Source organism: Flavobacterium ammoniigenes (assembly GCF_020886055.1).
GTDB classification, from domain to species: domain Bacteria; phylum Bacteroidota; class Bacteroidia; order Flavobacteriales; family Flavobacteriaceae; genus Flavobacterium; species Flavobacterium ammoniigenes.
On the sequence record NZ_AP025184.1, the window covers coordinates 1,258,033 to 1,282,312 of the forward strand.

Genomic DNA, 24,280 nt, shown 5'->3' on the forward strand with positions numbered 1-24,280 from the left:
AGTAATGGATCAAGAAAAAGAAAATAAGACCGCTGAGTTTTACGAGAGATTAAAAGTAGAGTTGGACATGAGTAATACCTGGCCAGCAGAATATCTCTTTAAATTTATTGTTCCTTCAGTTGATGATAATGTCCAGCGAGTTGAAGATGCATTTGATTGCATGGGTGCTGTAATTAAAACTACGAAATCCAAAACCGGAAAATTTACCAGTGTTTCGGTAGATGTACAAATGAAAAACGCTCAAGAAATAATTGATAAATATATCGAAGTTTCGGTAATTGAAGGAATCGTTTCCTTATAAAATATGAATTCAAAATACACCAAAGAAAATGCGAATGATGTTGTACATCACTTGGAATACAATGCAGAGCGATCGCATTTGATTATTCCGGAGTACGGCCGTCATTTGCAAAAACTAATTGATCAAGCAACGGAAATTGAAGATGCTGAAGAGCGCAATAAAGCGGCTAAATACATCATTCAAGTGATGGGAACCTTGAATCCTCATTTGCGAGATGTTCCCGATTTTCAGCATAAATTATGGGATCAATTGTTTATTATGTCTGACTTTAAGTTGGACGTTGTTTCACCCTACCCAATTCCGTCTCGAGAAGTGTTACAACTGAAACCAGATGTGTTGCAATACCCACAAAATTTTCCAAAATACCGTTATTATGGCAACAATATCAAGTACATGATTGATGTAGCCAATAAATGGGACGAAGGAGAAATGAAGAGTGCTTTGGTAAAAGTGATTGCCAATCACATGAAAAAATCGTATTTAAGTTGGAATAAAGATACCGTGAAAGATGATGTTATTTTTGAACATCTTTACGAATTGTCTGATGGTAAATTGAATTTATTACAAAGTACAGAGGAGTTATTAAATACAACGGATTTACTGCGAACCAACAAACGGGTGTCGAATAAAATTTTGCCAGTAGGTCAACCAAAGATTCAAGGCAATAAAAACAACAATAAACCAGGAAAACCAAAACAGTTTCAAAAAAATAAACAAAAATAAATGGGAATTTTCAAAATCGAAGGTGGCATTCGTCTAAAAGGAGAAATCACACCACAAGGAGCAAAAAATGAGGCTTTACAAATACTTTGTGCTATTTTATTGACCCCAGAAAAAGTAACTATTAATAATGTGCCAGACATTATTGATATTAATAAACTGATTACTTTATTAGGTAATTTGGGAGTTAAAATTCAAAAAAATGGACCGAATTCTTATACGTTTCAAGCCGATGAGGTAAACGTAAATTACCTAGAAACAGAAGCTTTCAAAAAAGAAGGTGGCGCTCTTCGTGGTTCTATTATGATTGTTGGACCATTATTAGCTCGTTTTGGTAAAGGTTATATTCCAAAACCAGGTGGCGATAAAATCGGTCGTAGAAGATTAGATACTCACTTTGAGGGATTCATTAATTTAGGTGCCAAATTCAGATACAATAAAGAAGATCATTTCTATGGAGTAGAAACTCCTGCCGAAGGTTTACAAGGGGCTTATATGTTATTGGACGAAGCGTCTGTAACTGGAACGGCAAATATTGTAATGGCAGCTGTTTTAGCAAAGGGAACTACTTCAATATACAATGCTGCTTGCGAACCGTATTTGCAACAGTTGTGTAAAATGTTGAACTCTATGGGAGCCAAAATTACAGGTGTTGGATCCAACTTACTGACCATTGAAGGTGTGTCAAGTTTAGGAGGTTGTGAGCACAGAATTTTGCCTGACATGATCGAAATTGGAAGTTGGATTGGATTAGCTGCCATGACTAAATCAGAAATCACCATTAAAGATGTAAGCTGGGATAATTTAGGTGTAATTCCTAATGTGTTCAGAAAATTAGGTATCACATTAGAAAGACGCGGAGATGACATTTACATACCTTCTCATGTAGATGGTTATGAAGTCAAAACCGATATTGATGGTTCGATATTAACTATTGCTGATGCACCTTGGCCAGGTTTTACGCCAGACTTATTGAGTATTGTTTTGGTTGTGGCTACACAAGCCAAAGGTGATGTTTTAATTCACCAAAAAATGTTTGAAAGCCGTTTGTTCTTTGTGGACAAATTAATTGATATGGGTGCTAAGATTATGTTGTGTGATCCACATAGAGCAGTGGTGATTGGTCATGATTTCAAATCGCAATTAAAAGCGACTACCATGTCTTCTCCAGATATTCGTGCGGGTATCTCTTTATTGATCGCAGCACTTTCAGCAAAAGGGACTAGCACGATTCAGAATATCGATCAAATTGACAGAGGATATGAGCGTATCGATGAGCGTTTAAGAGCTATCGGGGCAAAAATTATTCGTGCCTAAATAACAAATAGTAAATAAGTAAATATCGTTTAGAGTCATTTTATTGCAAAATCTCTAAACGATATTTTAATTTATAAATCGTCATACAATGCCAAAAGTAGCAGCAGCAATTAAAGCGACTTATTTCAGTATTATTGGAAATACGGTTTTAGCCATTATCAAAGGATTAGCTGGCTTTTTTGGTAATTCGTATGCGCTTATTGCTGATGCAATAGAATCGACTACGGATATTTTTGCTTCCTTTTTAGTATTGTTTGGGATTCAATATTCCAACAAACCCGCCGATGAAAATCACCCGTATGGGCACGGAAGAGCGGAACCATTGATAACGTTTATAGTAGTGGGGTTTTTAATTACATCGGCAACAATTATTGCCTATGAAAGCATTATAAATATTGGCACAGCTCATGATTTACCTAAATCTTGGACTTTATACATTTTAGGTGCGATTATTCTATGGAAAGAATATTCTTTTCAATTGGTTTTGAAAAGGAGTAAAGAAACCAATAGTTCTTCTTTAAAAGCCGATGCATGGCACCATCGAAGTGATGCAATTACTTCAATAGCAGCATTTGTTGGAATTTCAATAGCACTTTTTTTAGGTAAAGGGTATGAATCTGCAGATGACTGGGCGGCTTTATTTGCCTCTGGATTTATATTGTACAATAGTTATCTCATTTTTAGACCTGCCTTAAGCGAGATAATGGATGAGCATGTCTATGATGATCTGATTGAAAATATTAGAACAGTATCCAAAACTGTAGAGGGAATTGTAGATACGGAGAAATGTTTCATTCGAAAGTCAGGTATGAAATACCATGTTGATTTACATGCGACTGTTAAAGCCACTATTTCGGTTAAAGAGGGGCACGACTTAGCGCATCAATTGAAAGATACCTTACGATCAGAAATTCCTGAATTAGGACATGTGTTAATTCATGTAGAACCAGACGATTCGAAATAAAAAAGGCGTTGCAAACTGCAACGCCTTTTTTATGGTTTCTATTGATTTATAAAAACGATTGAATTGCTAGGTCGTAACTGTTCAATCCAAATCCTAAAATTACTCCTTTGGCATTTCCTGAAATATAGGATTGATGGCGAAAACTTTCTCTTCCAAAGGTATTTGAAATGTGTACTTCAATTACTGGAGTGGTGATGGCTTTAACGGCATCTCCAATGCCAATAGAAGTGTGTGTGTAGGCACCAGCATTTAAAATGATTCCATCATACGAAAAACCTACTTCTTGAATTTTTCCAATCAACTCACCTTCAATATTGCTCTGAAAATAGTCGAATTCGATAGAAGAAAATTTTGCTTTTAATTGAACTAAATACTCTTCGAAGGATTGACTTCCATATACTTCAGGTTCGCGTTTTCCAAGAAGATTTAGATTGGGACCATTAACGATACAAATTTTCATAAGATTATATTTTTGTAAAAATAAAAAAACCGTTCCAATAAAAGAACGGTTCTGTAATAAATTGCTTTGTTATTAAAACATCAAACCAGCCGAGACTTGAAGTACTGAGTTTTTGACCTTAGCTTCTGGAGAGATATCGGTAAGACCTACTACATAGCGTCCTTGTAAGAACAATCCTTTTGTAATATGGATCGTTAAACCTCCACCAGCACCAAAATCTAGATTTTTCTGATCATTAATGGAAACGTCTTTCTTTTTGCTCATCAAAAAAGAAGCTTGCGGTCCAAAGTCTAAACTAAAGGTGTTGTTTAAATTTATTTTAGCCATAACTGGAATACTGATGTAGCCAATATCATTAGTAAAATCGTTAGCAACCCCTACTGCATCGTATTTAGCTCCTTGAGTTGAATATAATACCTCTGGTTGCAATGAGAAACGTTCTCCTAGTTTTACTTCAGCTAAAAGACCAATATGATAATTAGAAATAGCTTCTGTTTTATAATTAGTACTATTGACAGTAATAGCTGTACCATTTTGGTTGGCATAATTCACACCAGCTTTTAAACCTAGTTTGAAAAATTGTGCTTGAGAAGTAATTGAAAATGCTACTAATAAAAGACTTGTTAATACTATTTTTTTCATGGTTTTAAAATTTATTTCTTGTGATTTTAATTCAAAATATAACACAATACATAAGGTTATACACTTAAAAATTTCCTCACAAATGTAAGTATTTTACTTAAACGACAAATAGATTCTTTTCGTATTGTTATCCGGTACATTAGATAGAGCTAGTTTTTTAAAAATTGCGTTACTTTGTGAAGTGAATTGGACTTCCTATATAAAAAATTACCAATCCTATTTGAAAATCGAGAGAGGTTTGTCAAATAATACCATTGAAAATTATTCTTTTGATGTAGAGCGATTGTGTCTTTTTTTGGAGCAAAATCAAATTCAAGTTTCCCCGATTAACATTACCGAAGAAACAGTTCAGCAATTTATTTATAGTGTTTCAAAGCAAGTGAATGCCCGCTCTCAAGCCCGAATTATTTCGGGTTTAAAAAGTTTTTTCAATTATTTGGTTTTTGAAGATTATCGCAATAATAATCCGTTAGAACTTATTGAAACTCCCAAGACAGGAAGAAAACTTCCTGACACATTGTCCCTAGAAGAAATAGATGCATTAATTAATGCAGTTGATTTGTCTTCCAACGAAGGTGAGCGAAACCGAGCTATGTTAGAAACTTTATATGGTTGTGGACTTCGCGTTTCCGAATTGGTAAGTTTAAAAATATCCGATTTGTTCTTTGAGGAAGGATTTGTAAAAATTACAGGTAAAGGAAACAAACAGCGATTTGTGCCCATAGGCGATTTGACTCAAAAATACATTCAGTTGTATAAAGAGAATGTGCGAAATCATGTATCAGTCAAAAAAGGTTTTGAAGATACCCTTTTCCTGAATAGGCGAGGAGGTCAGCTTAGCCGCGCGATGATTTTTACCATCATTAAAGATTTGGCTGTCAAAGTCAATTTAAACAAAACGATTAGCCCGCATACGCTACGCCATTCGTTTGCTACTCATTTATTGGAAAATGGCGCTGATTTGCGTTCGATTCAATTGATGTTAGGTCACGAATCAATTACTACTACCGAAATATACGTTCATTTGGATAGAAAGTTTTTAACCGAAGTGATGAATACCTATCATCCTAGAAAGGATTAAATTAAAAAGTCCAAATTTCATATTTGAAATTTGGACTTTTAATATGTGAAATAGAGTTAATTATTTTGCGATGTTGACCGCTCTAGTTTCTCTAATTACAGTTACTTTTACTTGACCTGGATAAGTCATTTCAGTTTGGATTTTTTGTGAAATTTCAAACGATAAGTTAGATGCATTATCATCTGAAACCTTTTCACTCTCAACAATCACACGTAGTTCTCTACCCGCTTGAATTGCATAGGCACTTTTCACCCCATTAAATCCATATGCCACTTCTTCTAAGTCTTTCAAACGTTGAATGTAAGAATCCAATACTTGTCTTCTTGCACCTGGTCTTGCTCCAGAAATAGCATCACATACTTGGATAATTGGCGAAAGTAAAGATTTCATTTCTATCTCGTCGTGGTGGGCTCCAATGGCGTTGCAAACTTCTTCTTTCTCGCCGTATTTCTCAGCCCATTGCATACCTAATAAAGCGTGCGGTAAATCACTTTCTGTATCTGGCACTTTACCAATATCATGTAATAAACCGGCTCTCTTAGCTAATTTCACATTCAATCCTAATTCAGCTGCCATGATACCACAAAGCTTAGATACTTCACGTGAGTGTTGTAATAAATTTTGTCCGTAAGACGAGCGGTATTTCATTCTACCAACTACTTTAATCAATTCTGGGTGTAATCCGTGGATACCTAAATCAATTACAGTACGTTTACCCACTTCGATAATTTCGTCGTCAATTTGTTTCGCTGTTTTAGCTACCACTTCTTCAATACGTGCTGGGTGAATACGACCGTCAGTTACTAATTTATGCAATGACAAACGAGCAATTTCTCTACGCACAGGATCGAAACAAGAAAGTATAATTGCTTCTGGTGTATCGTCAACAATAATTTCGACTCCAGTTGCTGCTTCTAAAGCGCGGATGTTACGTCCTTCACGTCCAATAATACGTCCTTTTACATCATCCGATTCAATATTAAAAACAGAAACGCAATTTTCTACTGCTTCTTCTGTTCCTACACGTTGGATGGTATTGATGATAATTTTCTTAGCTTCTTGTTGTGCGGTTAATTTTGCCTCTTCAATTGTATCTTGAATTTGAGACATGGCTTGAGTTTTTGCTTCCGCTTTCAAGCCCTCAATTAATTGCTCTTTTGCTTCTTCTGCAGACAATCCAGAAATCACTTCTAATTGTTGCAATTGGCTTTTGTGCATTCTTTCTACTTCAGATTGCTTTTTCTCTAAAATTTCTAATTTAGAGTTGTATTCTAATGTTTTTGCTTCGTAATCGTCGTTTACTTTTTTGGCTTTAGCCAATTCATTAGAAATTTGAGATTCTTTGTCACGAACTCTTTTTTCTACTTCGGCTACTTTTTTGTCACGAGCTAAAATTACTTGTTCGTGTTCTGATTTTAATTCTATAAATCGTTCTTTGGCTTGAAGAATTTTATCTTTTTTAATGTTTTCTGCTTCAAAATTAGCGTCTTTGATAATTGATGCTGCTTCTTTTTTAGCTGATTTTATTAAGTTCGAAATGTTACTTTTTTCAATGATTTTTGCAATTGCAAAACCAGCTACTATTCCGACTATTCCGGTAATGATGATTGTTACTATGTTGTCCATGTTAATTAAAAATTGATGTATAAAAAAAGCCTACATTAGGTGCTTGTATAAACTCGAAAAGACAAGTTTTGAGCTAACTCACTGTTCAAGCTTCCTTACCAAAGTAGGGCATGCTATAGTAGTGACGATTCGCTCATTCTAAATTGTTAGTGTTGAGTTTACCAAATTGAACTAATGTAGGCAGTATCTTAGTCTATGTAAGAACGTATTATTTATTTGAGATATTGGTCTAAAATCGAATTGATTTTATTCAATCTTTCGATGGTTTCTACTCCATCAATGGCGTTATCGATTTGTTTTTGTTCTACTTGAGAAGCAAATTGTAAGGCACACATGGCCAATACATCTTGTTTGTCACGAACAGCATAATTTTCTTCAAATTGCTTAATCATGGTATCAATTTTTTTAGAAGCACTTCGCAGTCCTTCTTCTTGTGATGGGTCTACCGTTAATGGATAAACTCGATCTGCAATTGATATTTTTATTTTAAGCTTTTCGTCCATATTATTTAATCTGATAGCTGTGCTATGCAGTAATCAATTTCGCGAATTAATGAATTTATTTTAAGCTTAGTATCTCTTTTGTTTTCTTCACTGCCAAGCAATGAGTTGGCTATTTTGAGGGCTTCATACTCTTTTTTCAAAGTGTCAATCTCACGAGATTGGTTTTGTATGATCGTTGTAGTATTGGTTAATTCGGTCTTTAAATCTTGATTGATTTTCTCTAAACTAGCCATTCTAGTAAAGAGCTTTTCAATCTTATTTTCAAGAGTATCAATTATTTCCGCAATTACACTCATTAGTATTCCAATTCATTACTTAATCTTACAAAGTTAGTATTCCTTTTTATTAATACAATATTTTATTGGCTTTTTTATTCAAAAATTAGTAAATTATTACAAAACAAAGGGTTAAGGTTTTTGACTCTATTTCTGATTTTATTTGTGCATTTGTTTTTTTATCTTAGCCAAAATGAAATGTATGAGAATCTTTCTTTTTTATTTACTCTGTTGTAGTACTCTTTTTGCTCAAAATAATTTTCCAAAAGACTATTTTAGCCCGCCCTTGGATATTCCAATGCAATTGTCCGGTAATTTTGGGGAATTGCGACCGAATCATTTTCATGCAGGCTTTGATTATAAAACACAGCAAAGAGAAGGTTTGAAAGTATATGCATCTGCAGAAGGCTATGTTTCAAGAATAAAAATTTCAACTTTTGGGAACGGAAAAACGATTTACATCACACATCCTAATGGGTACACCTCGGTATATGCGCATTTGCAAAAAGCGGTAGGTCGAATTCAAGATTTTATCACGGCAACGCATTATAAAGAGCAGGCTTTTGAAATCGAAATGTATTTAAAGCCTGGAGAGATTCCAATTAAAAAAGGAGACTGGATTGCAATTTCAGGTAATACTGGGGCTTCTGAAGGTCCTCATTTACACTTTGAAATTCGTGATTCCAAAACAGAGTTTATCATCAACCCGATGTTATTCGGTTTTGATTCTGGTTGTAGAGACACCAAGAAACCTACAATTTCAGGATTGTATGTGTATCCTTTATTTTCTTCAACAGTTAACAAATCAAACCGACCTATAGTTCTAAATTACAGTTTACAAAAAGACGGTACTTATTTGTCAGATAAGGTTTTGGCCAATGGTCCTATTGGTTTCGGAATAACTGCGGATGATTACGATGATGTTTCGTTCAACAAGAATGGCGTGTATAGCGTGAATTCTTTTTTAAATGGACAACTTAAGTTTGGTTATCAGTTTGATACCCATTCATTTGACGATATGCGTTACGTAAATGCGCTCATTGATTATTCCAAATACAAGAAAACGGGTCAAAGAGTTCAGAAATTATTCATGAAAAACAAATACGGCTTGACTTTTATTACTTCTGATGCAACAAAAGGACAAGTAATTCCAACGCCAAATTTGGATAACGTTTATCGAATAGAAGTAGCTGATTTTTTTGGTAATAAAACTCAAATTACGGTACCGATACAATTTGATACCACTACCGCAATAATTCCTCAAGAGCCAACGGTTTCTAGCTATTTTATAAAAAGTACTGTAGATGCTGTTTTTGAAAAAGAAAATGCGTCAGTATTCTTTCCCGCGGGAACATTTTATGATGATTTTGAACTGAATTTTGATGTAAAAAACGGGATATTATTTTTACATGATGATAGCGTTCCAGCGCATTCAAATTTTACCATTTCATTGACTGATTCTACTTTGTCTAAAGAACTATTGGAAAAAACATTCATTGCAAGAATAGACAGAGATCAAATCAATTACAACACAACCTATAGAAAAGACAGTATTTTTAGTGCTAAAGTAAAGATATTGGGCAAGTACAAATTAGTAACGGATACGCTTGCTCCTAAAGTTACTATTGCTAAACCAATGGAAGGGAAATGGGTGAACCAGGATGCTATTCAAATACAAATTTCTGATTCGGGTTCTGGAATAAAAACATACAATGGGTTCTTGAATGATAGATGGGTATTGTTTGAATATGACAACAAGACCAAAACAATAACCCATTATTTTGCCGATGATTTTCTACTTAATGGCGCTAATGAGTTAAAAGTCATTGTAACCGATGCAATGGGAAATTCTACTACCTTTGAAACGCACTTTTTTAGAAATCTAAATACTAAATAGCACCGTTTGAAAACTATCCAAAAAGCAATTTTAAATTTACTATTTTTAGGAATAGGAATATCAACTTGGTCTCAAAATGCCAAGTTAAGAGGGATTGTTTTGGATGAATATAAGCAAGCGATACCCAATGTTTCGATATCAAATGGTGTTGTTGAAACTCAATCCAATTCGAATGGTTTTTATGAAGTGTCAATTCCGTCCAATAAAAAACTGACTGTTGTTTTTTCTCACATTTCGTTTAAATCAGCTTCAATAGTTGTGTTTTTAAAACCCAATGAAAGTATAGAGTTCAATCCTGTTTTGAATACCCTTCAAGAACAAATGAGTGAAGTAATCGTGACGGCTAAAAATACCAAACGTATTCAAGGTATAACATCCATTACACCGGAAGTTTTACGAAAAATTCCTGGAGCCAATGCAGGAGTAGAAAATATTTTAAAAACCTTAGCCGGTGTGAATTCTAATAATGAATTAAGTACACAATATGCGGTTCGTGGGGGCAATTATGATGAGAATTTAGTTTATGTTAACGAAATTGAAGTCTATCGTCCATTCTTAATTCGGTCGGGTCAGCAAGAAGGACTTAGTTTTACCAATACCGATTTGGTGCAAAACATTGATTTTTCAGCTGGAGGGTTTCAAGCCAAATACGGAGATAAATTGTCCTCGGTTTTGGATATAACCTATCGAAAACCATCATCATTCGGAGCCAATTTTGAAGCTAGTTTTTTAGGAGGGAGTATGGCTTTTGATGCAGTTTCCAAGAATAAAAAATGGTCTGCCGTAACTGGTTTTCGTTACCGAAATAATAGTCTTTTGGTTAAAAGTCAAGAAACCCAAACGAATTATACTCCCACTTTTGCGGACGTCCAAACTAATATTAATTACCAAGCTTCTGCCCAATGGCATTGGAGTTTTTTAGGGAATATTTCGAAAAATGACTACCGTTATCAGCCGTTAACACGCCAAACTAATTTTGGAACATTGGATCAACCCTTGGCACTTGTTGTCTATTATGAAGGGCAAGAAAAAGATCAATATGCGACTTATTTCGGAGCGATAAAATCTACTTTTAAACCTAATGATATAAGCGTTTTAAAATTTATTGGTTCCTTGTATCATACTACTGAGCAAGAGTATTTTGATATTTTGGCACAATATCGTCTTGGAGAAGTTGATGCAAATGTCGCCTCTGAAACCTATGGCAAAGTTGCGTATACCCGAGGAATCGGTTCACAGTTGAATCATGCTAGAAATAATCTTGATGCTTTAATAGCCAATATTGAAATAAAGGGTTTCCACGATTGGAAAAAAAATCAATTGGATTGGGGTGTCAAATATACTCGTGAATCCATTCGGGATCGGGTAGTGGAATGGGAAGTAATTGATTCGGCTGGATTTTCTATTCCGCCACCTATTGTCCTGCCTCTAAAAAACGAACCGTATTCGTTATATACTGGACCATTGGTTCCGTATCAAAATGTGCGAGCTACTAATTTTACCACGATCAATAGATTGTCAGGTTTTGCTCAGTGGAATTCAAAAAGTAGTATTGGAACTAGTACCATATGGTATAATGCGGGATTGCGTTTTCATCACTGGGAAGTTTCAGCTGCTGATGAAATTGGAAAATCGCAGCTGGTTTTGAGTCCAAGGGCGCAAATTTCTATCCAACCCAATTGGGATAAAGATATGCTGTTTCGTTTTTCAGGAGGAATGTATTATCAACCTCCCTTTTATAGAGAATTGCGGGATGCTAGTGGAATGGTTCAACCGAACGTAAAAGCACAGCAATCGGTTCATTTGGTTGTGGCCAATGATTATAATTTTAAAGTGTGGAATCGTCCGTTTAAATTAGTTTCAGAACTCTATTTCAAATCCATGTCGAACGTCAATACATATACTATTGATAATGTTCGAATTCGGTATGCAGCGAACAATTTGGCGAAAGCCTATGCTCAAGGTATAGACCTTCGACTGAATGGAGAATTTGTTCCAGGAACCGAATCCTGGTTTAGTTTTGGGTATTTAAAAACAGAAGAAAACAGCCAAAATAAAGGATATATTGCTCGTCCAACCGATCAATTATTAAAATTCGGATTGTTGTTTCAAGATTATATGCCCAATATTCCGAGCATGAAAGTCTATTTGAATTTAGTTTATAATACGGGTTTGCCAGGAGGTTCTCCTTCCTATTCGGATCCGTATGTGTACCAAAATAGATTGCGTGACTACCGTCGTGCGGATGTTGGTTTTTCTAAAATTGTTATCGATAATAAGGAAAATTCAATTCCAAAAAAGTGGTTAGGAAACTTCAAAGAGCTGGCCGTTGGTGTCGAGATATTTAATCTATTTAATAATCAAAATGCCATTACCAATACTTGGGTTAGAGATGTGTATTCCAAAAATCAGTATGCTATTCCCAATTACATGACTACGCGCGTCTTCAATATTAAATTGACGGCTAAATTATAGTTTAAATTAGGATATCACTTTCTAAATCTGATTTTTCAATAGCTATATCAAAACCCAATTTAGATACTAATTCGATCACCAAGTTTTTATACCAGTTTTCTGATTTCGGATGAATGTAAATTTTATCAATCAATTGGCTGATGTCTACATTAATTTTGATTCCATCATTGATGGTAATTGCTGTGTCCGAAGTATCCGAAATAATACGCACTTCGCGTTCGTATTGAAAACTTTTTCGTTTGAATAAAAAGGGGAAGAACAAATCGTCAAACGGAATGTATTCTTTTTTGTAATCAATATAATTGACTTGGCCAATGTATTGTTTCAAGTTTTTTTCGGGTTCTAAAGCTTTTTGCAAACGTCCAATAGTAGATTGTATCGCTAATCCTTCGCTGTTTTGGGTAAAGATTTGCCACATGGCAAAGGATTCGTATTCATTGATATGCCAACTACTAATCGCTACTTTTTCGCGATGGGTTTTGTAGTAATTTAAAAACTCGGGATTGTTAATAGCGAGCTTCTTTATTTCCTCAAAAGTAGGTTCGCTAAAGGTACCTTCGTATTGATCTTCAAATTTATCAGATCGGGACATGAATAATTTTTTCGAGAGCAGTAAATCCAAAAATTTAGACAAATCCAAGTACTTCCAAACAATAGTGTCGGGATCTTCTGGAAGTTTGATATTTGGACTCGTTAAATACATTACTCGAGCGATTGCATACTTACTAGTTTATTGTAAGTCCCATTCAAAGCAATTAATTCTTCATGTGTTCCTTGTTCTACAATTCGTCCTTTTTGCATTACCACAATTTTATGGGCTTTTTGGATAGTAGAAAGACGGTGAGCAATCACAATAGAAGTTCTGTTTTGCATCATATTTTCCAAAGCGACTTGTACTAATTTTTCACTTTCGGTATCCAAAGCTGAAGTAGCTTCGTCTAAAATCATAATGGGTGGATTTTTCAAAACGGCACGTGCGATAGAGAGACGTTGTTTTTGACCCCCCGATAATTTATTTCCGCTATCGCCAATATTAGTATGAATACCTTTGGGTAACTCTTTTACAAATTCGTAGGCATTGGCAATTTTCAATGCTTCAATGATTTCGTTATCGGTAGCGTCTTCTTTACCTAAGGCAATATTGGCTCTGATACTATCGTTAAACAATATACTATCTTGGGTAACCAACCCAATCATATTTCGAAGGGAATGAAGTTCTAATTGTTTAATCGCTATTCCGTCAATTTGAATACTACCTTCATTGACATCATAAAAACGAGTTAATAAATTGGCGATGGTACTTTTTCCACTTCCAGATTGGCCAACTAGTGCTACCGTTTGACCTTTCATTACATCTAGTGAAAAATCTTTCAAGACATTTTCATCTTCGTATTTGAAATTGATGTTGGTTATTTCAATTTTTGAATCAAAGGTGTCTTTTATAATTGCTTCATGATGATTTGTAATGGCATTCTCAATTTCTAATACTTCAAAAACTCGTTCGGCAGCAGCCAGACCATTTTTGACAGCATACGATGCTTTGGAAATGTTTTTTGCTGGAGTCAAAATGTTATACGATAGCAACATATAGACTAAGAACAAGGAGCCTTCTAAGGTTTTGTCAACCAAAACTAAGTTACCGCCATACCATAATAAAGTAGCAATGGTTACAATTCCCATAAACTCACTTAAAGGAGAAGCCAAGTTGTTTTTGTTTCCGATGCTATTAGTTAGTTGAAGTAAACGATCGATCGAATTGTCAAAACGTTTTTTGAATTGACTCTCGGCATTATAGCTTTTCACCACTTTGAGTCCACTTAAACTTTCTTCTACTAATGAGATGAAATATCCGCTTTCTTGTTGAGCACGAGTCGATTTGGATTTCAAACTTTTTCCGATTTTTGAAATTATAAATCCAGAAACAGGAATAAAAATAAAAACAAACAGCGTAAGATTTACACTAATATTAAGCATAGCAATTATCGTAAACACAATCGTTAACGGCTCTTTTACAATCAATTCTAAAATAGTAAAGAAAGAGTTTTGTACCTCGTTCACATCGCCGAGCATACGCGCCATGATATCGCCTTTTCTTTTTTCCGAATAATAGGAGATAGGCAAATCGATAATTTTATAATACATCTTTTGTCTCAAATCACGCAACACCCCATTTTTTAAATGCGTAATGTGATAGGATGCCAGATAATTGAATAAATTTTTAAACAAAAAAGTAACGATAACCAAAACGACTGCCAATAATAAAGCAAATTGAGGTCCTTGTTTTTGGTTCAAATCAGATATGGTGAAAAACAACCAATCTTTCCCAAATTGTCCTATGTCTTGTATGCCAGTGTACGTTGGTTCTTTAATTACCGCTGTACTTTTTTTAAACAACACTTCAAGTAATGGAAACATCGTAATCATAGAGAGTGTGCTAAACAAAGCATACAAAATATTAAATACTATATTCCATACAATATGCGATTGATAGGGTTTGGTAAAGGGGATTAGTTTTTTTATGTTTTGATCCATCTAGTTCAATTGCATTGCTGCGATTATATTTTTAATTTTTTGATCTAATTCGGCTTCTATGGCCTTGAAATTTTCGACTTTGTTCAAAGTAGTATTGACGCTGAAATAGAATTTTATTTTGGGTTCTGTTCCGCTAGGACGCGCACAAATTTTAGATCCGTCTTCCAAATAGTAGATTAATACATTTGATTTTGGGATGTTAATTGGTTCGATTTCGTTGGTTATTCGGTTTAACGAAGTCGAATTTTGATAATCATCAATGCACACGACACGTTGTCCATTAATTTCTTCCACTGGATTTTCACGTAAGTCAATCATCATTTGATTGATTTCGGCAAGACCATCAATTCCTTTTTTGGTTAACGAAATCAAATGTTCTTTGTAGCAACCAAAATCAACATATAAATTCAATAATTCTTGGTATAGCGAACTTCCAGATGCTTTTGCCAAAGCGGCAATTTCGCAAACCAAAAGCGAAGCGCCTACGGCATCTTTATCGCGCACTGCATCGCCTACCATAAATCCAAAACTTTCTTCTCCACCGCCAATGAATTTTTGGTTTGGGAAATCCTTAATCATTTTGGCAATCCATTTAAATCCGGTCAAACCTACCTTGCATTCAATTCTGTAAGCCGATGCCAATTCCAACATCATTGGAGTAGAAACAATTGTTGATCCTACAAATTCAGTTCCTGTAATTTTATCGGCACGTTTCCATTGTTCCAATAAGAAAGCGGTCATAATGATCATGGTTTGATTCCCATTCAATAAGGTCATTTTGCCTTCAGTATCTCTAACAGCAACTCCTAATCGATCGGAGTCAGGATCGGTACCAATTACGATGTCGGCATTAACTTCATCAGCCAATTTCATCGCCAATGCCAATGCTTCAGGCTCTTCTGGATTTGGAGATTTAACGGTTGGGAAATCGCCATTAGGTTCTGCTTGTTCTTTCACGCTATGAACTTGGGTGTAACCTGCTTGTGCCAAAACCGTTGGAATCGATTTTATTGAAGTCCCGTGCAGCGAAGTATATACTATTTTTAAGTTTTCTTTTGCTGCAGCTGGAGTCGTTGTAAAACTAGCATTGTCAATGGTTGATTGATGAAAAGCAGCATCTACTTCTTTGTCAATATATTGAATCAAATTATCATTGGCTTCGAATTTAATTTCGTCATAATTTAACGCCTCGATTAACTGAATAATTTCACCATCTTGAGGTGGGACTAATTGTCCACCATCTTGCCAATACACTTTGTATCCGTTATATTCAGGAGGATTGTGAGAAGCAGTTAATACAATTCCCGCATGACAATTCAGATGTTTTACAGCGAATGACAACTCGGGTGTAGTGCGCAATTCAGAAAATAAGAAAACCTGAATTCCATTGGCAGAAAAAACATCGGCAACCACTTTTGCTAAAGTATCACTATTGTGTCGGCAGTCATAAGCAATCGCAACACGTAAATTTTCGCCAGAAAACACTTTTTTCAAATAGTTAGACAAACCTTGGGTGTTTTTTCCTAAAGTATATTTGTTTATACGATTAGTTCCTACACCCATGACTCCACGCATTCCACCAGTGCCGAATTCCAAATTTTTATAAAAACTTTCTTCTAACTCTTTGGGAGCTGAAGTCATCATTTCTTTAATGGTATTTTTAGTAGCTATGTCAAAAGTCGGCGAAAGCCATTCGTTTACTTTGTCTAAAATAGTTTGTTTGATTTCCATTTTGTAATTATTTGGTATAACCAATCTTTTATTCGTTCTTGTTGTATTTGTTGTATTTGATTCGAATCCATCAAATGATTCAATGCTTTATAAATGTCTGGAAATTGCTGTTCAATTTCCGTAACTCTTTTTGTAAGTACTTCATATGTTAGCGCAAATTTTCGAAGCGAAACAAAACTGCGTATGATGGCAATGTTAATTTCAATAGTTTTTTCGTTATTCAAAACACTGGAAAGCATGGCGACTCCTTGTTCTGTAAAAGCGAAGGGAGTTGCAGCGCCTAATTTCCTTTTTGATGGTATCACAGATTGTGATACCAAATCATTTACTTCTTATTCAGTCAATTCAAACATGAAGTCTAGAGGAAATCGGTTTAGGTTTCTTCTGACGGCTTGTTTTACTATTCTTGTTTCCGTAGCATATAATTCAGCTAAATCAAAATCGAGTAATACTTTATAAACTCTGATTTCGATAATTTTTTGGGTAATGATTTGGGATTTGGGCATTCAATTCAAATTAGGGTTTAATTCAGTTCATTGGCAATTTTATAAAGTTCTTCGTTATTTTTAGTTCGAAGGATTATCTCACCCAAGAACCCAGCTAGGAATAATTGAGTTCCAATAATCATTGTGGTTAGTGCGATATAGAATAGGGGATTCTCAGTAACTAACATAGTATGGAAGCCTGCGTACAAACGGTACAATTTGACTCCAATGATTAATCCAGTTGATATGAACCCAATAATAAACATCAATACGCCTGCTGCTCCAAAAAAGTGCATCGGTCGTTTTCCATAACGCGATAAAAACCAAATGGTAATTAAATCCAAGAAGCCATTAATAAATCGGCTCATACCAAATTTGGACTCGCCGTATTTTCTAGCTTGGTGTTGTACCACTTTTTCGCCAATTTTATTAAAGCCAGCGTTTTTGGCTAAAACCGGAATATAACGGTGCATTTCGCCCGACACTTCCACATTCTTTACCACCACATTTTTGTAGGCTTTTAAGCCGCAGTTAAAATCATTCAAATACACACCCGATGTTTTTCGAGCCGCCCAGTTGAATAATTTCGACGGGATATTTTTCGCCACTACCGAATCGTAGCGTTTCTTTTTCCAACCTGAAACCAAGTCGTAGTTTCCGTTAATAATCATATCATACAAACCAGGAATTTCTTCAGGACTGTCTTGCAAATCGGCATCCATAGTAATTATGACATCGCCTTGAGCTTTGGCAAATCCAGCATGCAGGGCTTGCGATTTCCCAAAGTTTTTCATAAAACGAATTCCTTTTACATGAGGATTTTCTTGAGCAAATTGTTCAATATACTGCCAAGAATTATCGGTACTTCCATCGTCAAGAAAGATAATTTCGTAGGTGTAGTTATTGGTTTGCATCACTTTGATAATCCAAGTGTACAATTCGTTAAGCGATTCCTCTTCGTTAAGAAGCGGGATTAGTATGGATAGATTCATGTAGTTTTATTCTTGTGACTTGCTTTTGAAAAACGCGGCCATAATTAAGCCAATAATGGAGCTAATCAAGATACTGTAAACGGACCCTTTTAATAATTCAATTACAGAATAGGGATTGCTTTCATTCATTTTTGCAATCATTTCATTGATAGCTGCTGCAGGCGAATTGAATTTTTGCATCATTTCAACTGCATTTTTTATGGTGATTTCTTTTAAAGTATCTTGAATTGATGGGTCGATAACATTGAAAAGTAGAATATTAAATAGGGTTCCAATTAATGTCCCAACTACAGCAGAAATAAAATAAGTAGTAAAGGCATCTTTAAATACAAATACACCCTTCAACTCTTTCTTTGTTTTGGAAAGTAATACGATACTAATTGTTAGATAAATTACCATACTCACTACACCAATCCACCAAGAGACGAATAGATTTAAATCAATAGCATAGATAGTTGAGGTTATTAATGCAGATACAATTCCAGACAATACACCAAAAGTTAGTCCGTTCTTTTTAATAGTTTCATTTATCATGATGTAAAAATTTTAAAAATTAATCTACAAATATAGCAATTACTACATTATTAGTAACGAAAAATCGCGATTTAGCGATTGATAAAAAAAGTAAGACAAAGATTTGATTATTAAAAAATAAGTGTAAATTTGCAAACTCAAAATAATAATGTAAAAACAAAAAGTTATACTTGGTTTATACCTTTTCTGTTAGAAGAAAAGCTTCAAAACACAATTATAATTGAAACTAATAAAAAAGAATTACGATGAAAAAAGGTGTACACCCAGAAAATTACAGATTAGTTGCTTTTAAAGACATGTCAAATGATGATGTTTTTATTACTAAATCTACTGCTGAAACTAAAGAAACTGTCACTGTTGACGGTGTAGAATATCCAGTTGTAAAAATGGAGATTTCTAGAACTTCTCACCCTTTTTACACAGGTAAATCTAAATTAATTGATACTGCAGGTCGTATCGATAAATTCAAAACTAAATACGCGAAACACGTTAAATAATTTTAATTCGTTTCTTCTTATACTAAGCCTCACAATTTGTGAGGCTTTTTTTATGTAAAAACTTTGTAACTTTGACCACTTATAACTTTGAAATTTTTCAAAATGAATTACATCCTTTTTGACGGTCCTGCTCGAAATGCACTTTTGCCCTTCACTTTTACCCGGCCAGTAGCCGATATTTTAATCGGAATTTTGACGATCCGCCAAAAATGGGAAGCCTATTTAGGTTCAACCACCACCACCTTGACCGAAGACTACCTTACCGATAAATTCCCTATGGTAGAAATGGAACAAAATGTGATGATCAACGCTTCATTTTTGCCAACTGCTACTTTGGTTGACATGATTCAGAATTTGGAATCCAATCAAGCTATTTTTAAAGGTGAAGAAGTGATTGCTTTTTATACCAATGAAGAGCAAGAAGAAGTTGATTTTGACACCTATGAAATACTTGAATATACAGATGACTGTATAACCGTAGCTCACACTTGGGATATATTTGCCAAAAACGATGCAGCGCTTCGTGCTGATTTTGCGTTTTTGACTCAAGATAGAAAATCGCAACCGATTCCAAAATCAGTGAATGTAATGGCACCCGAGCATATTTTTATAGAAGAAGGAGCCAAATTAGAGTTTGTTACTTTAAACGCATCTACAGGGCCAATTTATATTGGTAAAAATGCTGAAATTATGGAAGGCTCTGTAATTCGTGGACCTTTTGCTTTGTGCGAAGGAGCTGGAGTAAAATTGGCGACAAAAGTCTATGGTGCAACAACCGTTGGGCCGTATTCTAAAATTGGAGGCGAAGTGAATAATTCGGTTTTATTTGCCTATTCGAATAAAGGGCATGACGGATTTTTAGGTAATTCTGTTTTGGGTGAATGGTGTAATATTGGCGCAGACAGTAATAATTCCAATCTTAAAAACAACTACGAAGAAGTAAAATTATGGAGTTACGAAACCGAAGGTTTTGCTAAAACGGGCTTGCAATTTTGTGGTTTGATGATGGGTGATCATAGTAAGTGCGGAATCAATACGATGTTCAATACCGGAACTGTTGTAGGAGTAAGTGCGAATATTTTTGGTAGTGGTTTTCCTCGCAATTTTGTACCTAGTTTTTCTTGGGGAGGCGCCGCTGGATTTACTACCTATGTAACTAGTAAAGCTTTTGCTACCGCAAAATTAGTAATGAGCCGCAGAGATGTGGAATTTGACCAAAAAGAACAAGCCATTTTAGAACACGTCTTTGAAGAAACCAAAAAGTGGCGAAAAGAATAACAGATTAGAATACTTTATAAAAAAAAACTCGCATCAATTGATGCGAGTTTTTTGTTTTTACTTGACTCTAATAAAATGGTCTTTCAACTTGATTTCTTTCATTCGTTTGTCATCAGGATTTTTTCTATACAATATAATCTCACTTTTGTTATAGCCAGTAATCAAACTCAATTTTGTGATAATAGAATTTAACGTATTTTCTCTACGTTTTGTAATACTTGAATAATTTTCTGATAAATCGGCTTGTTCAAATAAATTGTTTAACGAGTTGATCGGGATATATTCAGATTGATTGTGAATCAAATGCAAAATTATTTTTAATTCATTTGTATCGAAAGCATCAATAACTTTACTTTTAAATTGCAATTGTTGGGAGTTGTTGTCAAATAGAATACTCTTGTGTTGAATCAATTTATTTTTGAATTTTGACTTGTAAAATAGATAGGATAAAAAGACAACTATTGCTAACAACACAAAGGAATATATCCATTTTTCAAATGGGTTGGTAATAAAAGTTTCGGTCTGAATTGGATTATGTAATATAGTATTGAGTTTTATTCGAATGATTTTAGTTTTTACCGAAGTGCTTAAGAAATGAACAACAACAAGTTCTTGAGATTTCTCATCAAAATACAACGATTTAATATTAAATACTGATGGTAATATGTATTTTTTAATAGTATTGGTTGTTATATCAATCTCTAGTAGTTTATTGTCAGCTCCTCGGCTAATCATGTACATTTTGGACCCAAATTGGAAATTAAAATAGCAATCTGTCGAGTTGTATTTAGGGTTGTATATTCCTTCTTTACTCCATGACATAGTTTTAAGGTTCAGTTTCCAAACAATGTTGTCACTAGGGACTTGTCCAAAATAAAAATCTTTAGAATTTTCGGATAATCCACCAAAAATATACAAATTATCTCCCATTAAAATTTTATTGGCATCACGTCTCAAAGAAGGAAATTCACTTCCAAAAGTTTGAATAGCGATCCATTCTTTTGACTTAAATATATATTTTGTCAATATGTTTTTGAAGGTAAATAGGCCATAACCTCCAAAATAGTAGATTTCATTTTTGTAAACAAAAGTGGTAGCCCCAAATTGATTTTGATGTAAAAAAGAATTATCTATTCTAATTATGGAGTCATTTCTCCATTCTAAAACTGGACCACAACCATTGTGTGCAAAATAATTTTTATTACCGATCGTGAAAGCATTGTATCTTGATATTATTTCTGGATAACTAGTATGCTTTAAAAGCTGAAGTTTTTTAGGTGTGTTTTTATAATAGACAGAATCACTTTCAATTACGATTGCTTGTCGGGATCTTGCATCTTGAAAAAGATACGTTTCTCCTTTGTATTGATCCATTTGTGCAGCCCCTTGAATAGAAATGAGCAATGCAAAACAGTAGAAAATATTTTGGATCCGGTTCATAGATTTAGAATTGGTTCAAATAGTTTTCTAATATACTATTTTTATTACAATTTACAAAGCGGGAACACTATCTGGAAGTAAGTTTCTTCTAATTTCACTAATAAGACTAATATAGTCATATTTTAATTTTTTAGGAATGCGTTTTTCAATAACGACATTGTTTTTCAAAATAATTTGAAGTCGGTAGGTTTTAAAATCTAAGGTATTGATCACGATAAAATTAATACAGAAAATAAGCATTGAAAAAATAGACAATTCCATATTGAGGTATTGCATGCAGAAAAGTGTAAAAATAAAGTACCCAATCAAAAAGGTTTTTAGGATTAATTTTCGTTTCCGAATACAAATATGAATTTTGGATACATCTTCAAAAGAGATTTGTTCTTTATTTTTTGAAGTGGGATTCTAAATAATGCCTGTTTTAACAAGGCTAATGATGGTAGTGGTTTCTTTTGTAATCATATTCTTCGATTAAGTAACATTTTTACTTTTGTAAATTTCTGTAATTATGGTTGTCTATCTTGAAATAATGCACGAAACAATATTTTCTACTATTTATATTTTGCAATTGCATGATTATCAATATATTTTAAAAATCTATTTATCGTATCCTTTTGTTTTAATTGTCTATTTAAACTATTTATTTGACATAATTTTTTGGTTTTGAATGCTCTAACGATCTATTTTGAATTGCATAACAATAAATCTTTACGATTAGTCTGCAAACAAAGACTGATTTAAATTATATTTGCGCCTTTAAAAACGGGAGGTCGAATTAGTGACTTTTCCAACATATAAACCCTTTACGCAATGATTACAGTTAACGATATTTCGGTGCAATTTGGCGGAACTACACTTTTTAGTGAGGTTTCTTTCGCCATTAATGAAAATGATAAAATTGCCCTTATGGGTAAAAATGGAGCGGGAAAATCAACGCTTTTGAAAATTATTGCAGGACAAAGTAAACCTTCAACAGGTTCGATTTCGGCACCTAAAGAAGCGGTGGTAGCTTATTTGCCTCAGCACTTATTGACTACCGATGGCGCTACTGTAATGGAAGAAGCATCCAAAGCCTTTGGTGAAATTTTCAAAATGAAAGCCGAGATTGACGAAGTAAATGAGCAATTGACCGTTCGTACCGATTATGAAAGTGATGAGTACATGAAGTTGATTGAGCGTGTTTCGGACTTAAGTGAGAAATACTATGCTATTGAAGAAGTGAATTATGAAGCTGAGGTAGAAAAAATATTAATTGGTTTGGGATTTGTTCGTGACGATTTTACTCGTCAAACTTCAGAGTTTTCGGGAGGTTGGAGAATGCGAATTGAATTGGCAAAAATTCTTTTACAGAAACCGGATTTGATTTTGCTAGATGAGCCAACAAACCATATGGATATTGAAAGTATTCAATGGTTAGAAGATTTTTTGATTAATCAAGCGAAAGCAGTCGTTGTGATTTCTCACGATAGAGCCTTTGTAGATAATATTACTAATCGTACCATTGAAGTAACTATGGGACGAATTTATGATTACAAAGCCAAGTATTCTCATTATCTAGAATTGCGAAAAGACCGTCGTATGCACCAACAAAAAGCTTACGATGAGCAACAAAAAATGATTGCCGACAACAGAGCCTTTATTGATCGTTTTAAAGGAACGTTTTCTAAGACCGATGCGGTACAATCGCGTGTGAAGATGTTAGAGAAACTTGAAATTGTTCAAGTAGACGAAGTAGATACCTCGGCTTTGAAATTGAAGTTTCCACCAGCGGCTCGTTCTGGTCAATATCCAGTAATTGTTAAAGAGTTGTCTAAATCCTATGGCGATCATGTGGTATTCAAAGATGCTAATTTAGTTATTGAGCGCGGGCAAAAAGTAGCCTTCGTTGGTAAAAATGGTGAAGGAAAATCGACTATGATCAAAGCCATCATGAAAGAAATTGGTATTGATAGCGGTAGTGTCGAAATTGGTCACAACGCCCAAATTGGTTATTTTGCACAAAATCAAGCGGCTTTATTGGATGGCAATGCATCGATATTTGAGACTATTGACGATATAGCGGTAGGTGATGTTCGAACCAAAATTAAAGATATTTTAGGGGCGTTCATGTTTCATGGTGACGATGTTACTAAGAAAGTGAAAGTACTTTCTGGAGGAGAAAAAACACGTTTAGCAATGATAAAACTATTGTTAGAACCAGTGAACTTATTGATTCTGGATGAGCCTTCGAATCATTTGGATATGAAGACTAAAGACATTATCAAAGAGGCCTTAAAAGATTTTGACGGAACGTTAATTTTAGTGTCACACGACCGTGACTTCTTAGACGGTTTGGCAACTAAAGTGTTTGAATTTGGAAACAAAAGAGTGGTAGAACATTTCGAAGATATCGCTGGATTCTTGGCGCATAAGAAAATGGAGAGTTTGAGAGAAATCGAAAAGTAGTTTTTGTTGCAACTTAATTTCTTTGTGCTGTTGGAATCAATTTTTCTGATTAATATCCTTATTTTTACCCTGAAGTAATGTTTTT

The 24,280-nt window shown here is 34.4% G+C and carries 24 protein-coding genes; 10 read left to right on the forward strand and 14 right to left on the reverse strand.

Features of this window, described 5'->3' with window-relative positions:
* Positions 1-4: 4 nt before the first annotated feature.
* The 4 genes from LPC21_RS05730 to LPC21_RS05745 all read left to right on the forward strand — a co-directional run bounded on the left by LPC21_RS05730 (position 5) and on the right by LPC21_RS05745 (position 3,302).
* Positions 5-301: a DUF493 family protein gene (locus LPC21_RS05730; RefSeq protein WP_229316216.1), complete on the forward strand. Its 297-nt coding sequence runs from the start codon at positions 5-7 to the stop codon at positions 299-301.
* Positions 302-304: 3 nt separating this feature from the next.
* Entirely contained in the window at positions 305-1,024 is a 720-nt protein-coding gene (locus tag LPC21_RS05735) for a DUF4290 domain-containing protein (RefSeq protein WP_229316217.1), read from the forward strand.
* The gene (gene murA / locus LPC21_RS05740) at positions 1,025-2,338 is read left to right on the forward strand and encodes a UDP-N-acetylglucosamine 1-carboxyvinyltransferase (protein WP_229316218.1); all 1,314 of its coding nucleotides are present in this window, start codon (positions 1,025-1,027) and stop codon (positions 2,336-2,338) included. It abuts the gene before it with no gap.
* 88 nt (positions 2,339-2,426) lie between these two features.
* The gene (locus LPC21_RS05745) at positions 2,427-3,302 is read left to right on the forward strand and encodes a cation diffusion facilitator family transporter (protein ID WP_229316219.1); all 876 of its coding nucleotides are present in this window, start codon (positions 2,427-2,429) and stop codon (positions 3,300-3,302) included.
* A gap of 46 nt (positions 3,303-3,348) precedes the next feature.
* Here the strand turns inward: LPC21_RS05745 and aroQ are convergent, their stop codons facing one another.
* Positions 3,349-3,762, reverse strand: coding sequence for a type II 3-dehydroquinate dehydratase (gene aroQ, locus LPC21_RS05750; protein ID WP_229316220.1), 414 nt, complete (start codon positions 3,760-3,762; stop codon positions 3,349-3,351).
* A gap of 72 nt (positions 3,763-3,834) precedes the next feature.
* Positions 3,835-4,404 carry a porin family protein gene (locus tag LPC21_RS05755; RefSeq protein WP_229316221.1) on the reverse strand — a complete coding sequence of 190 codons (570 nt, stop codon included), beginning with the start codon at positions 4,402-4,404 and terminating at the stop codon, positions 3,835-3,837.
* A 181-nt stretch (positions 4,405-4,585) separates the two neighbouring features.
* Between LPC21_RS05755 and xerD the strand changes: the two genes are divergently transcribed.
* Complete coding sequence (gene xerD / locus LPC21_RS05760; RefSeq protein WP_229318560.1) at positions 4,586-5,485, forward strand: site-specific tyrosine recombinase XerD; 900 nt, start codon at positions 4,586-4,588, stop codon at positions 5,483-5,485.
* 60 nt (positions 5,486-5,545) lie between these two features.
* Here the strand turns inward: xerD and rny are convergent, their stop codons facing one another.
* The 3 genes from rny to LPC21_RS05775 all read right to left on the reverse strand — a co-directional run bounded on the left by rny (position 5,546) and on the right by LPC21_RS05775 (position 7,910).
* Complete coding sequence (gene rny, locus LPC21_RS05765; protein WP_229316222.1) at positions 5,546-7,111, reverse strand: ribonuclease Y; 1,566 nt, start codon at positions 7,109-7,111, stop codon at positions 5,546-5,548.
* 212 nt (positions 7,112-7,323) lie between these two features.
* The gene (locus tag LPC21_RS05770) at positions 7,324-7,614 is read right to left on the reverse strand and encodes a cell division protein ZapA (RefSeq protein ID WP_229316223.1); all 291 of its coding nucleotides are present in this window, start codon (positions 7,612-7,614) and stop codon (positions 7,324-7,326) included.
* Positions 7,615-7,619: 5 nt separating this feature from the next.
* Positions 7,620-7,910: a hypothetical protein gene (locus LPC21_RS05775; RefSeq protein WP_229316224.1), complete on the reverse strand. Its 291-nt coding sequence runs from the start codon at positions 7,908-7,910 to the stop codon at positions 7,620-7,622.
* A gap of 181 nt (positions 7,911-8,091) precedes the next feature.
* Between LPC21_RS05775 and LPC21_RS05780 the strand changes: the two genes are divergently transcribed.
* Entirely contained in the window at positions 8,092-9,786 is a 1,695-nt protein-coding gene (locus tag LPC21_RS05780; RefSeq protein ID WP_229316225.1) for a M23 family metallopeptidase, read from the forward strand.
* 15 nt (positions 9,787-9,801) lie between these two features.
* Positions 9,802-12,261 carry a TonB-dependent receptor gene (locus tag LPC21_RS05785; protein WP_229318562.1) on the forward strand — a complete coding sequence of 820 codons (2,460 nt, stop codon included), beginning with the start codon at positions 9,802-9,804 and terminating at the stop codon, positions 12,259-12,261.
* A 1-nt stretch (position 12,262) separates the two neighbouring features.
* Here LPC21_RS05785 and LPC21_RS05790 read toward each other — a convergent pair whose 3' ends face one another.
* From LPC21_RS05790 to LPC21_RS05820, 7 genes are read right to left on the reverse strand one after another with little or no spacing between them, the layout of a single operon-like run.
* A complete protein-coding gene (locus LPC21_RS05790) occupies positions 12,263-12,964 on the reverse strand; it encodes a hypothetical protein (protein ID WP_229316226.1) in 702 nt (233 codons plus the stop codon).
* Positions 12,964-14,793 (reverse strand): ABC transporter ATP-binding protein, encoded by a 1,830-nt coding sequence (locus LPC21_RS05795; protein ID WP_229316227.1) that lies wholly within the window; start codon positions 14,791-14,793, stop codon positions 12,964-12,966. Before LPC21_RS05795 ends, LPC21_RS05790 begins: the two co-directional genes overlap by 1 nt.
* Positions 14,794-16,524: a phospho-sugar mutase gene (locus tag LPC21_RS05800; RefSeq protein ID WP_229316228.1), complete on the reverse strand. Its 1,731-nt coding sequence runs from the start codon at positions 16,522-16,524 to the stop codon at positions 14,794-14,796.
* Positions 16,500-16,829, reverse strand: coding sequence for an ORF6N domain-containing protein (locus LPC21_RS05805; protein WP_229316229.1), 330 nt, complete (start codon positions 16,827-16,829; stop codon positions 16,500-16,502). The genes LPC21_RS05800 and LPC21_RS05805 overlap by 25 nt, the downstream gene beginning before the upstream one ends.
* Positions 16,830-16,856: 27 nt before the next feature.
* The gene (locus LPC21_RS05810) at positions 16,857-17,030 is read right to left on the reverse strand and encodes an ORF6N domain-containing protein (protein ID WP_229316230.1); all 174 of its coding nucleotides are present in this window, start codon (positions 17,028-17,030) and stop codon (positions 16,857-16,859) included.
* Between the two features lie 17 nt (positions 17,031-17,047).
* The gene (locus LPC21_RS05815) at positions 17,048-18,001 is read right to left on the reverse strand and encodes a glycosyltransferase family 2 protein (RefSeq protein WP_229316231.1); all 954 of its coding nucleotides are present in this window, start codon (positions 17,999-18,001) and stop codon (positions 17,048-17,050) included.
* Between the two features lie 6 nt (positions 18,002-18,007).
* Positions 18,008-18,535: a DUF4199 domain-containing protein gene (locus LPC21_RS05820; protein ID WP_229316232.1), complete on the reverse strand. Its 528-nt coding sequence runs from the start codon at positions 18,533-18,535 to the stop codon at positions 18,008-18,010.
* A 245-nt stretch (positions 18,536-18,780) separates the two neighbouring features.
* On the opposite strand from LPC21_RS05820, the gene LPC21_RS05825 reads away from it, so the two are divergent.
* Both LPC21_RS05825 and LPC21_RS05830 read left to right on the forward strand, forming a co-directional pair.
* Positions 18,781-19,032 carry a type B 50S ribosomal protein L31 gene (locus tag LPC21_RS05825; protein ID WP_229316233.1) on the forward strand — a complete coding sequence of 84 codons (252 nt, stop codon included), beginning with the start codon at positions 18,781-18,783 and terminating at the stop codon, positions 19,030-19,032.
* Between the two features lie 102 nt (positions 19,033-19,134).
* The gene (locus LPC21_RS05830; RefSeq protein WP_229316234.1) at positions 19,135-20,310 is read left to right on the forward strand and encodes a GlmU family protein; all 1,176 of its coding nucleotides are present in this window, start codon (positions 19,135-19,137) and stop codon (positions 20,308-20,310) included.
* A 57-nt stretch (positions 20,311-20,367) separates the two neighbouring features.
* Here LPC21_RS05830 and LPC21_RS05835 read toward each other — a convergent pair whose 3' ends face one another.
* Positions 20,368-21,750 (reverse strand): Kelch repeat-containing protein, encoded by a 1,383-nt coding sequence (locus tag LPC21_RS05835; protein ID WP_229316235.1) that lies wholly within the window; start codon positions 21,748-21,750, stop codon positions 20,368-20,370.
* A 51-nt stretch (positions 21,751-21,801) separates the two neighbouring features.
* On the reverse strand, positions 21,802-22,026 hold the full coding sequence (locus LPC21_RS05840) for a hypothetical protein (RefSeq protein ID WP_229316236.1): 225 nt from the start codon (positions 22,024-22,026) through the stop codon (positions 21,802-21,804).
* A 534-nt stretch (positions 22,027-22,560) separates the two neighbouring features.
* On the opposite strand from LPC21_RS05840, the gene LPC21_RS05845 reads away from it, so the two are divergent.
* Positions 22,561-24,195, forward strand: a complete 1,635-nt coding sequence (locus tag LPC21_RS05845; protein ID WP_229316237.1) for an ABC-F family ATP-binding cassette domain-containing protein — start codon at positions 22,561-22,563, stop codon at positions 24,193-24,195.
* The last annotated feature ends 85 nt before the right edge of the window (positions 24,196-24,280 follow it).